11 protein-coding genes are annotated in these 10,208 nt (G+C 60.3%); 6 read left to right on the top strand and 5 right to left on the bottom strand.

Annotated elements, in window-relative coordinates:
• Window positions 1-134: 134 nt before the first annotated feature.
• From ACSFE6_RS09940 to ACSFE6_RS09925, 4 genes are all read right to left on the bottom strand, one after another.
• Entirely contained in the window at window positions 135-335 is a 201-nt protein-coding gene (locus ACSFE6_RS09940) for an SEC-C metal-binding domain-containing protein (RefSeq protein ID WP_175379911.1), read from the bottom strand.
• A gap of 5 nt (window positions 336-340) precedes the next feature.
• Window positions 341-826 carry an LEA type 2 family protein gene (locus tag ACSFE6_RS09935; RefSeq protein ID WP_435427431.1) on the bottom strand — a complete coding sequence of 162 codons (486 nt, stop codon included), beginning with the start codon at window positions 824-826 and terminating at the stop codon, window positions 341-343.
• Window positions 827-940: 114 nt separating this feature from the next.
• Window positions 941-1,417 (bottom strand): YchJ family protein, encoded by a 477-nt coding sequence (locus tag ACSFE6_RS09930; RefSeq protein ID WP_435427430.1) that lies wholly within the window; start codon window positions 1,415-1,417, stop codon window positions 941-943.
• Window positions 1,418-1,421: 4 nt separating this feature from the next.
• Window positions 1,422-1,919 carry a DUF6231 family protein gene (locus tag ACSFE6_RS09925; RefSeq protein WP_435427429.1) on the bottom strand — a complete coding sequence of 166 codons (498 nt, stop codon included), beginning with the start codon at window positions 1,917-1,919 and terminating at the stop codon, window positions 1,422-1,424.
• Window positions 1,920-2,109: 190 nt separating this feature from the next.
• Here ACSFE6_RS09925 and ACSFE6_RS09920 point away from each other — a divergent pair, with 190 nt between their 5' ends.
• From ACSFE6_RS09920 to ACSFE6_RS09905, 4 genes are all read left to right on the top strand, one after another.
• Window positions 2,110-2,799: an OmpA family protein gene (locus ACSFE6_RS09920; protein ID WP_435427428.1), complete on the top strand. Its 690-nt coding sequence runs from the start codon at window positions 2,110-2,112 to the stop codon at window positions 2,797-2,799.
• 90 nt (window positions 2,800-2,889) lie between these two features.
• Window positions 2,890-3,603 (top strand): OmpA family protein, encoded by a 714-nt coding sequence (locus ACSFE6_RS09915; RefSeq protein ID WP_435427427.1) that lies wholly within the window; start codon window positions 2,890-2,892, stop codon window positions 3,601-3,603.
• Between the two features lie 147 nt (window positions 3,604-3,750).
• Entirely contained in the window at window positions 3,751-4,029 is a 279-nt protein-coding gene (locus ACSFE6_RS09910) for a DUF1145 domain-containing protein (RefSeq protein ID WP_435427426.1), read from the top strand.
• Window positions 4,022-4,780 (top strand): collagen-like protein, encoded by a 759-nt coding sequence (locus ACSFE6_RS09905; RefSeq protein ID WP_435427425.1) that lies wholly within the window; start codon window positions 4,022-4,024, stop codon window positions 4,778-4,780. Before ACSFE6_RS09910 ends, ACSFE6_RS09905 begins: the two co-directional genes overlap by 8 nt.
• 61 nt (window positions 4,781-4,841) lie before the next feature.
• On the opposite strand, the gene ACSFE6_RS09900 is transcribed toward ACSFE6_RS09905, so the two are convergent.
• Window positions 4,842-5,306, bottom strand: a complete 465-nt coding sequence (locus ACSFE6_RS09900) for a CopD family protein (protein ID WP_435427424.1) — start codon at window positions 5,304-5,306, stop codon at window positions 4,842-4,844.
• Between the two features lie 99 nt (window positions 5,307-5,405).
• On the opposite strand from ACSFE6_RS09900, the gene dinG reads away from it, so the two are divergent.
• Window positions 5,406-7,550 (top strand): ATP-dependent DNA helicase DinG, encoded by a 2,145-nt coding sequence (gene dinG / locus ACSFE6_RS09895; RefSeq protein WP_435427423.1) that lies wholly within the window; start codon window positions 5,406-5,408, stop codon window positions 7,548-7,550.
• Between the two features lie 95 nt (window positions 7,551-7,645).
• Window positions 7,646-10,057 carry a beta-galactosidase gene (locus ACSFE6_RS09890; protein WP_435427422.1) on the top strand — a complete coding sequence of 804 codons (2,412 nt, stop codon included), beginning with the start codon at window positions 7,646-7,648 and terminating at the stop codon, window positions 10,055-10,057.
• Window positions 10,058-10,208 lie beyond the last annotated feature (151 nt).

The raw sequence follows: 10,208 nt of genomic DNA, 5'->3' as shown, positions 1-10,208 counted from the left end.
GGTTTTAACACGGGGTCGCTGGTTGTGGGAGGGCTTGTCCCCAGTTTTGCTTTTTGTCACAAAAACATGGAGTTGGGAAGCACTCCTTCTCGCGAAAGCGATTCAACAGGCGAAGATGTACTTCGCCCGAAGCATCAAGCGCCGTGGCACTTCTTGAATTTCTTGCCGTTGCCACATGGGCAAGGGTCGTTGCGGCCGACGTCTTTCAGGGCGTTGCGCACCGGTTCCTGAGGCGCGTGGTTGCAGTGCGGGCCGTGGACATGGCCATGGTCGTGATCATGGTGGTCATGATCGTGGTTGCAGTCTGGGCCATGGACATGGGGTTGCTGGGTCATCGGGGTTACTCCGGAGTTAGATCGGCGGGGATTATCACGCCATTACGCGCCAGGTGCACGTAGTGTGCGATGAATAAACCGGTTTCCATCTCGCCTTCCAGACGATAGGGGATGCCCTGTTCGGACTCTTTCAGCTGTTTGACCAGGTCCTTGACCTTGGGCCACAGGTTGGTGCGGATCGGCACCTTGTAATTGCGGCTGGCCTTGGGGGCGACACTGATCCAGTGTTCATGCTCGCCGTCGGCCAACAGGATGCCACCCAGGTGAATGCGATACTCCAGGCCGCGAACCGTCAGCTCGCTGTCCCTGCGGTTGTCTATGCGAAAGTGCAACACGAACCGCTGTTCCATCAGCTTGGCCCGCACCACCTCAACCCTGACCAGATGCACTTCGGGGTCCGGCTCATCGGTACTGAACCAGGATGCGCAACCGCCGAGTCCCAGGCAAAGGGTCAGCGTGATTAAACAGAGTGCGAGACGGCGGATGATCATGGTCGCGGTTCTCCCTTGAACCCCAGTCTAGCCGTAAAAAGATCGCAGCCTTCGGCAGGTCCTATAGATGTCCAATGCAGGAGCTGCCGAAGGCTGCGACCTTTTTATTTTGGCTCAACCGCCGAAATACCCCGAACAGCACTTTTTGAACTTCTGTCCGCTGGCGCAAGGACAGGCGTCGTTGCGCCCTACGTCCATTTGCACCGTAGGGTCGATGAAGTACCAGCGACCGGCATTTTGCACAAACGATGAGCGCTCGCGGTGGCTGTGTTCGCCGCTGCCGTCGTGCCAGCGCGCGGTGAAGGTGACAAAGGCGTGCTCCGGCTGCCCGCCGAGGACTTCAGAACTTTCCACTTCAAGACCCAGCCAGGTGCTTTGGGCGCTCCAGTCACTGATCGACTGGCGATCCAGACCGGCTTGCTGGGCGGGCAGGGTGGTCGCCACCAAATAATCGATCAGGCCGAGCACATAGGCGCTGTAGCGCGAGCGCATCAAGGCTTCGGCGCAAGGAGCCGGGTGGCCGGCGTGGTAATGACCACAGCAGGCATCGAGCAGCGTGCCGCTGCCGCAAGGGCAAATGGATGTACTCATTGCGTTACCACCAATATTTCCCGAAATTTTCCGGATTGGCCCAGAACCTCGAATTGAGCCAGTCGGGGACTTGCTTGTAGTCAAGCAGATCATAAGTAAATAGCGTCAACACTTGTTCGTCACGCTGGAAGCGCTCGCTGGCTTGCAGCGCCAGGGAGAAAAAATCCGTCTCCTGCCAACCGCTGGCGGGCAAGTCGGCCAGTACCGCGATGCGGCTGGCATTGAGGTTGCGGATGCCCCCCAGCAAATTCAGGCCATCGCGCTTGGGCAAATGTTCGAGGCAATCGACCACCAGTGCGAGATCAAACCGGCGCGCCGCCAGTTCGGCAGGCAACGGGCCGGGGGCCGCATATGCCACGCAGCTGTCCGGGTGCGCGAGCTTGAAGGCCTCAAGCGCGGGGAATTCGCTGGCGCCAATCAGCAACAGGCGCGAAGGGGCGTAACGGTCCAGCAAAGCGGCCAACGCCTGCTGCGGCGTGCGCGAAGAAATACCTGCATTCATCGAAGATCCTCACTCAGATGTGCCAAGACTAGCCTGCCTGCAAGTTCGAGCCTAGAGCGGCTTGGCCGCAAAAGTGGCGATCGCCCCTGAATACGGGACAAAACAGCAATGGCCTATTGCTGGCGGAGTTTTAAACTCCGGTCTTTACTCCCTTAATCGGTTCTAAGCCGATCCTTCAGGAGAAAACTAGATGAGCATAGTTCGGACAGCATTACCCCTGGTTCTGCTAACCAGTGTGTTGACTGGTTGCGCAGGTTTGCAGAAAACCGACTGGCCGACCTGTGCAGCGGTCGGCGGTGTCGTAGGCGCGGGTCTCGGTGCCACTGAAAGTTCGTCATGGGCAGGGTATGGTGCGCTGCTTGTTGGTGGTACGGCGGCGGCCTATTGCTGGGTTCACGGCGATGGTGACGAAGACGGCGACGGTGTGCCGGACAGCCGTGACAAGTGCCCGGGCACGCCTCACGGCGTGAAGGTCGATGCCGATGGTTGCCCACCACCTGCTCCTGTGGTTGAAGAAGCCGTGGTGGTCAAGGAAGAAACCATTGTCATCCGCGATGTTCACTTCGAGTTCGATAAAGCAACCCTCACGCCTTCCGATAAGCAGGTTCTGGACAAGATCGCCACGCGTTTGAAAGCGGAAGCGCCTACTGCCCGGTTGAGCGTTACTGGCCATACCGACAGCGTGGGCAGCGATACCTACAACCAGAAGCTGTCGGATAAACGCGCCCACTCGGTGGTTGAATACCTCATTGAGCAAGGCGTGCCGCGCAGCAACTTCGTGTCTGTTGCCGGTGCCGGTGAAAGCCAGCCGGTTGCCGATAACAAAACCGCCGACGGCCGTGCACAAAACCGTCGTACGGAAATCAAAATCCAACGCTAGATCCCTCGCATCCGCGGCTTGTGCAGTCGCGGATGCGGGTCTTTACTCCTGTGTAACCGGCATCGGCCGGTGACACAGGAGCTTTCAAAAATGAGCCATTTCACACGGACCGTCTTGCCGGTTCTGCTGCTAGGCAGCCTGTTGACCGGTTGCGCTACTCACAGTGATGGTACTGCCCCCCTCAATCAACGTACCTGGCCGATCTGCAGCGTCATTGGCGGACTGGTCGGCGGAGGCCTGGGCGCTATCGAAAGTGGCGGTTGGGCGGCCGGTGGAGCGGCGCTCGGTATTTTGACCGGTGGTTTGATCTGTTATGCCCAGGACGGCGATGAAGACGGCGATGGCGTTTTCGACCGTCGCGATCGCTGCCCCGACACACCGGCCAACACCCCGGTGGAGCATCACGGTTGCCCGCAGCCGCAATACCCGGCCAGCGAGAAACCGGCGGAGCCGGTACAGCCTGAAGTCATCACGTTGAGCAACGACGTGTTTTTTGGCTTCAATCAATCCGACCTGACCCCTACGGCGCAAAGCGAGCTCGATTCGATCATGGGCAAACTGCTGGACGCCGATGTGACGAGCATCAAGGTGGTGGGGCATACCGACAGCGTCGGGGCGGATGCCTACAATCAGGCATTGTCGGAACGGCGCGCCAGCAGCGTGGCGCAGTACCTGTTGAGCCAGGGCGTGGCGGCGAACAAGCTCACCAGCGAAGGCAAGGGCGAAACCCAGCCTGTGGCCGACAACGAAACAGAGGAAGGGCGCGCGAAAAACCGTCGCGTGGAATTGCACCTCAACCACTGAGCCGCGAAATAGAGCCGTCGAGCGAACATTCCCAGCGTTTCGACGGCCATTCGGCGATCTTCATGAAGAATTTTCGCTCACCCTCTGGCTTATCCCGCGTGGAAGCCGTTACTGTGCGCGCAAAGAATAATTCCCATCGAGGGGCGTATGAAGGTGATATGGGGGCTGGGTAAGCTGTTGACCCTGCTGTTCTGGCTGGTGGTGCTGGCCAATCTGCTCACACCGTTTGTCAATCCCCTGCATCTGCTGGTCAACCTGGCCGGCGGCCTGCTGGCGACTCTCCATTTTCTCGAGGCGCTGCTGTGCTATCGCAGCCTCAGAGGTCGCGCCCATCCGTGGCTCGATCGCCTGAAGATTGTCTTTTTCGGCGTCTTCCACCTGCAAACCATTCCGGCTGCCACCGCACCTAAGGCTTCCCATGCGTAAACTCTGTCTGCTCGCCGCACTCATCAGTCCATTGGCTTGCGCCCAGGTGGTGAGCGTCGAAACCAATTCGCTGATGCGCCTGCCCAACACCGCCAGTACCTTGCAACTGGAACGCCTGGAAGTGGCCGACTACGGCACATTGCTGATTCCCTCGAACGTGACCGAAGTCACCGTTGGCGAGTTGCACCTGGGACGTGATGCGCGGATCGCGATCGTGCCCAGTGAACAGGCATTGGAGCTGAAAGTCAGTCGTGCCGAGTTGTCGGAGGGCAGTCAGATTACGGCTCGCGGTGCCCCCGGAACGTATCAGAAAGCCGCCCGCTCCGGGCGCAATCTGAATCTGCAGATCAAGGCCTTGAATGCGCCGCAATTGCTGGTGGATGCTCGTGGTGGTGCGGGTGCGCCAGGGTTTGTCGGGCTCGACGGAGCCAATGGCCAGGCACCGGGTTGCACGTGGGGGCAGGCAGGGCGCGGAGCCGATGGCAGCGACGGCACTGACGGCCAGCCAGGCGCACCCGGGGCGTTGGTCAAATTGGCGGTGCCGCGTGACTATCCGGCCGAACAGATCAAGGTTCAGGTCGCGGGTGGCGCCGGCGGTTTGGCCGGGCCGGGTGGCAAGCCGGGGGCGGGGGGGAAGGCCAAGGGCTGTCTGATTTATACAACTGAAGGCGGCAAGAGCGGCAAGCCAGGCGCAGACGGGAAGCCGGGGCCTGCGGGTGCTGAAGGTTCGGTGGTGGTGCAGCGGTTGTAAGAGCATCTGTAACTTTTGTGGCGAGGGGATAAATCCCCTCGCCACATAAAACAGGTCGATTTCAGAGTATTGGCCGAACCGAGGCAATCACCACCACGACCAACCCCACCAGCAGATTGATCCCCACCACCCTGCGAATCCGCCCCAGCACCGCCGCACCCGCCGGCCAATCCTGTGCCTCAACGGCTGTACGCAACTCTGGCAGCATCAACGCCTGAATCCGAATAAACAGCGCTGTCATCACCACATACAAGCCCATCATTACCTGCACATAGCGCGGCGCCAATTCAAAACCGGCGAAGTGCAGGTTCAGCATGACCACGCCGCTGACCGGCAAAAGCACCACCGCGCCCCACACCCAGCGGAAAAAGCCTTGAAACACTTCCAGCCAGAGCTTCAGCCTGGCAGGTCCCTCCAGCGCCTTGAACGCCGCGGGGCGCAAGACCATCCAAGCGAAAAACATGCCGCCCACCCACACCAGCGCGGCGAGGACATGCAGGCTATAAACAAGGCTAAAAGCGGTCATTCGGGTACTCCGTTCTGCGCGGGATTCATTAGCGGGGTATGATAGCGACCAAACCAAACCACTGAAAATTTATCCAGCGTTTTTTGCGCCCGACCATCCATGATCAGCACTGAACTCAAAACCACGATCCAGGGCGCCTACTCGCGTTTTCTCGAAGCCAAGAGCCTCAAGCCGCGCTACGGCCAACGCCTGATGATCGCCGAAGTCGCCAAGGTACTCGGTGACATCGACACCGACGACGAAGGCCGGCGCAGTGGCGAGCCCGCGATTGTCGCGGTGGAAGCCGGTACCGGTACCGGCAAGACCGTGGCCTACAGCCTGGCGGCCATCCCCACTGCCAAGGCGGCCGGCAAACGGTTGGTGATCGCCACGGCCACCGTGGCCCTGCAAGAACAGATCGTCTACAAGGATTTGCCCGACCTGATGCGCAACAGCGGGCTGAATTTCAGTTTCGCCCTGGCCAAGGGACGGGGGCGCTACATGTGCCTGTCCAAGCTCGACATGCTGCTTCAGGAAGGTCACGCGCAAACCGCCACCGCCCAGCTGTTCGAAGAAGAAGGTTTCAAGATCGAGGTCGATGAAGCCAGCCAGAAACTGTTTACCAGCATGATCGAGAAACTCGCCGGCAATAAGTGGGACGGCGACCGCGACAGTTGGCCGAGCGCGCTGGAAGACGCTGACTGGGCACGCCTGACCACCGATCACAGCCAGTGCACCAACCGCCATTGCCCGAACTTCGGCCAGTGCGCCTTCTATAAGGCCCGCGAAGGCATGGGCAAGGTCGACGTGATCGTCACCAACCACGACATGGTGCTGGCCGACCTGGCCCTGGGCGGCGGCGCCGTGCTGCCGGACCCGCGCGATACCATCTATGTGTTCGACGAAGGCCATCACTTGCCGGACAAGGCCATCGGTCATTTCGCCCATTACACGCGCTTGCGCTCCACCGCCGACTGGCTGGAAACCACCGCCAAGAACCTCACCAAGCTGCTGGCCCAGCACCCGCTGCCGGGGGATCTGGGCAAGTTGATCGAGCAGGTGCCGGAGCTGGCGCGGGAGATCAAGACCCAGCAGCAGTTCATGTTTACCGCTTGTGAGCAGATTGCCGATTTCAAACCCGGCGAAGACGTCGAGGGTCGCGAGCGGCCGCGTCACCGTTTCGTTGGCGGAGTGATTCCCGAGCACATGCGCGAGATGGGCATTGAATTGAAAAAAGGCTTTGCCCGCCTCACCGACCTGTTCACGCGCCTCACCGATTTGCTCAAGGAAGGCATGGACGGCGAGGTCAACATCGGTATCGCCAGCAACCAGGCCGAGGAGTGGTACCCACTGTTCGGTAGCCTGTTGTCCCGTTCTTCGGGCAACTGGGAGTTGTGGACCGCGTTCACCGTCGAAGATCCGGAAGACAATCCACCCATGGCGCGCTGGCTGACCCTGGCCGAAAGTGGCTCGCTGTTCGATATCGAGGTCAACGCCAGTCCCATCCTTGCGGCGGAAATGCTCCGGCGCAACCTGTGGAATGTCGCGTACGGCTGCCTGGTGACTTCGGCGACCTTGACCGCCCTCGGCACGTTCGACCGCTTCCGTATGCGCGCCGGCCTGCCGAAAAAAGCCGTGACCGCCGTGGTGCCGAGCCCGTTCCATCACGCCGACGCCGGTCTGTTGCGGGTGCCGAACCTCAACGCCGATCCCCGTGATGCAGCGGCACATACCGCGGCAATCATTCGTGATCTGCCGGAACTGGTCGAAGGCTCGCGGGGCACGCTGGTGCTGTTCTCTTCGCGTAAACAGATGCAGGACGTGTTCGATGGCCTCGACCGTGACTGGCGCAAACAGGTGTTCATTCAGGGCAACCTGTCCAAGCAGGAAACCCTGAACAAGCACAAGGCGCGGGTCGATGGCGGGGATTCGAGCGTGTTGTTCGGCCTGGCGAGTTTCGCAGAAGGGGTCGACTTGCCCGGTGCGTATTGCGAGCACGTGGTGATCGCCAAGATTCCGTTCTCGGTGCCCGATGACCCGGTCGAAGCTGCGCTGTCGGAGTGGATCGAAGCCCGGGGCGGCAATCCGTTCATGGAAATCTCCGTGCCAGACGCCTCGCTGAAACTGGTCCAGGCTTGTGGGCGCTTGCTGCGTACAGAAGAAGACCGCGGCACTATCACCTTGCTCGACCGGCGCCTGGTCACCCAGCGCTATGGCAAGGCGATCCTCAATGCGTTGCCTCCCTTCCGGCGTGAAATTTCCTGATGCACCGGTGGGCAAATCTGCCCACCGCGTTGTCTATCTCTCTGCCACCGCTTGTCCACTGGCCCATTGAGGTCGCTAGGGAGAATTTCGTTCTCATGATCCGCCGTTCGTTACCTGCTGTATTTGCCTTGATTTTCGCTGGTCCATTGCTGGCAGCGCCCGCCGGTCAGCAGACCCTGTTCAATTTTGTCCGGCCCGCCGATGTGGTCCGGGTGGTCACCGAGAACGCCGACCTGCCGCAAGCCAACGCCGAGCAAACACCTGAAGGTGAAGTGCTGCGCCGGGTGACTTTCAATCCGGTGGCTCGCCCGACCCTGCGCCTGACCCCGCAAAGCGGCGCCTGGGACTGGTCGCAGTCCGGCATGATGAGCCTGCGCATTCAGAGCGCGATGAACTGGGCGATCACGCTCTATGTGCAAATCCAAAGTAACGACGGCAAGACGCTGCTCAGTCGAATCGACTTGCCGGCAGGCCCTGCGCAGACATTGTTGGTGCCTCTGGTGGCGGCTTCACCGCTGAGCCAGGGCATGAAGGCCGGACCGCCGATGCCGACGACGGTCGATGGCCAACGTGTTTTGCTGGCCAGCAGTAGCGGTGAACTGGATCGCGGCAAGGTGGTGTCGGTCAGTTTGTGGATGGATCAACCGAAGGCAGCCCAAAGCATTCTGCTCGAGCGCTTCGGCGTGCAGGACGGCGAAGCGATCACCCACGCTGTATATGACAATCTGGTGGACGCCTACGGTCAGTCGAACCGGGGTAAATGGCCGGAGAAAGTCGCCAACGACGAACAATTGAAATCCATAGCTGCCAAAGAACAGCAACAGCTGAAAACCTGGCTGGCCGAGCGCGAGAAGTCGTCGCTGGACAAATTCGGTGGCTGGACCCAGGGCCCGGCATTCAAGGGCAGCGGCTTTTTTCGCACTGAGAAACGCGACGGTCGCTGGTATCTGGTAACGCCGCAGGGATATCCGTTCTATTCGTTGGGGGTCAACACTGTCGCCGCGAACGTCAACCAGACCTACATCGCTGGTCGTGAATGGATGTTCGAATCCTTGCCCAAGGCTGACGAGCCGCTGGCCAACCACTTCGGTGAAGGCGATAACCGTGGCGGTAACGGCGTCGATCAGGGCCGGGGCTTCAATGTCGGGCGCTGGTACGACTTCTATGGCGCGAATCTGCAGCGCCTGTACGGCGACCCTTGTGCGCCGGGCAGCGATTCCAGGGCCGGTATTGCCGCAGCAGCCAAGGCCGATGCCGGGCAGGCGTCGGCGGCAAAAGCGGTCGAGCCAGCATCGGTTGAGCCCTGCAAAGCAGTTTTCGACGAAAAACGCTGGGCCGACCACACCCTTGATCGCCTGCAAGCCTGGGGTTTCAACACCCTGGGCAACTGGAGCGCGCCGGTGTTGGGTGACGCGCAGCGCATGCCGTACACCTTGCCGCTGTCGATCGTCGGCGATTACACCAGTATCAGCACCGGCAACGACTGGTGGGGCGGCATGCCCGACCCGTTCGACCCGCGTTTTGCCATGGCCACCGAACGCGCCGTGGCCATCGCTGCCCGCGACCATCGCGACGATCCATGGCTGATCGGTTACTACGCCGATAACGAATTGGCCTGGGCCGGTCCTGGCGAAGACCCGAAAGCGCGCTATGCGCTGGCCTACGGCACCTTGAAAATGACCACCGATGTACCGGCCAAGCGTGCCTTCCTCAAGCAACTGCGCGACAAATACCGTAATCAAGAAGGCCTGTCCAAAGCCTGGGGTATTGATTTGCCCGCCTGGGAGTTGATGGAAGACCCGGGTTTCGTGCCGCCGTTGCCAAGCGCTGAGCATCCGGAAATCGAGGCCGACTTCAAATATTTCCAAAAGGTTTTCGCTGACACCTACTTCAAAACCATTTCCGACTCGCTCAAGTGGCATGCGCCGAACCAGTTGTTGCTTGGCGGTCGCTTTGCCATCAGTACCCCGGAAGCCGTTGAGTCCTGCGCCCGGTATTGCGATGTGCTGAGTTTCAATCTGTATACCCTGCAACCGCAGGATGGCTACGACTTCGCTAAATTGAGCAGCCTCGACAAGCCCATCCTGATCACCGAGTTCAACTTCGGCTCGACGGATCGCGGCCCGTTCTGGGGTGGTGTGACGCCTCTGGCGAAGGAAGAAGATCGTGGCCCGGCCTATGCGAACTTCCTCAAGCAAGCGCTGAGCGAACCGTCGATTGTCGGCGTCCACTGGTTCCAATACCTCGACCAGCCCGTGACGGGGCGCCTGCTGGATGGCGAAAACGGTCACTTCGGTCTGGTGGGCATAACCGATCTGCCATTCCAGGGGTTTGTCGACAGCGTGCGCAAAAGCAATCAGGCGGCCGTCGATCAGTTGGGCAAGTTAGCGCAGAAAGCCAGTGCCGAAGCCAACAAGGCCAGTCATGACACCGAGGGTGGGCGTCAGGCCGATGCCGGCAAAGGCCCGGGGAAGGGTGCCGGTGGGCATTCCGGTAATGGTCATTAATTAAGACTTGAAACCGAGCCATCGTTCTTCGCGAGCAGGCTCGCTCCCACAAGGTTTGTATGAATCCAATGTGGGAGCGAGCCTGCTCGCGAAGGCGTATTCGTAGGCGCCAGAACTTCTGATCATTTCTTGAGGCAACTGACCGCCCAGC

Origin of the sequence: Pseudomonas baetica (assembly GCF_051216495.1) — a bacterium.
In the GTDB taxonomy this organism is placed as follows: Bacteria; Pseudomonadota; Gammaproteobacteria; order Pseudomonadales; family Pseudomonadaceae; genus Aquipseudomonas; species Aquipseudomonas baetica_B.
This window is presented reverse-complemented; position numbering and strand designations above follow the sequence as displayed.

Coding starts and splice junctions, on each gene's coding strand:
- ACSFE6_RS09890 (WP_435427422.1), top strand. CDS start 7,646: ATGATCCGCCGTTCGTTACCTGCTGTATTTGCCTTGATTTTCGCTGGT.
- ACSFE6_RS09935 (WP_435427431.1), bottom strand. CDS start 826: ATGATCATCCGCCGTCTCGCACTCTGTTTAATCACGCTGACCCTTTGC.
- ACSFE6_RS09910 (WP_435427426.1), top strand. CDS start 3,751: ATGAAGGTGATATGGGGGCTGGGTAAGCTGTTGACCCTGCTGTTCTGG.
- ACSFE6_RS09920 (WP_435427428.1), top strand. CDS start 2,110: ATGAGCATAGTTCGGACAGCATTACCCCTGGTTCTGCTAACCAGTGTG.
- ACSFE6_RS09925 (WP_435427429.1), bottom strand. CDS start 1,919: ATGAATGCAGGTATTTCTTCGCGCACGCCGCAGCAGGCGTTGGCCGCT.
- ACSFE6_RS09940 (WP_175379911.1), bottom strand. CDS start 335: ATGACCCAGCAACCCCATGTCCATGGCCCAGACTGCAACCACGATCAT.
- ACSFE6_RS09900 (WP_435427424.1), bottom strand. CDS start 5,306: ATGACCGCTTTTAGCCTTGTTTATAGCCTGCATGTCCTCGCCGCGCTG.
- ACSFE6_RS09915 (WP_435427427.1), top strand. CDS start 2,890: ATGAGCCATTTCACACGGACCGTCTTGCCGGTTCTGCTGCTAGGCAGC.
- ACSFE6_RS09905 (WP_435427425.1), top strand. CDS start 4,022: ATGCGTAAACTCTGTCTGCTCGCCGCACTCATCAGTCCATTGGCTTGC.
- dinG (WP_435427423.1), top strand. CDS start 5,406: ATGATCAGCACTGAACTCAAAACCACGATCCAGGGCGCCTACTCGCGT.
- ACSFE6_RS09930 (WP_435427430.1), bottom strand. CDS start 1,417: ATGAGTACATCCATTTGCCCTTGCGGCAGCGGCACGCTGCTCGATGCC.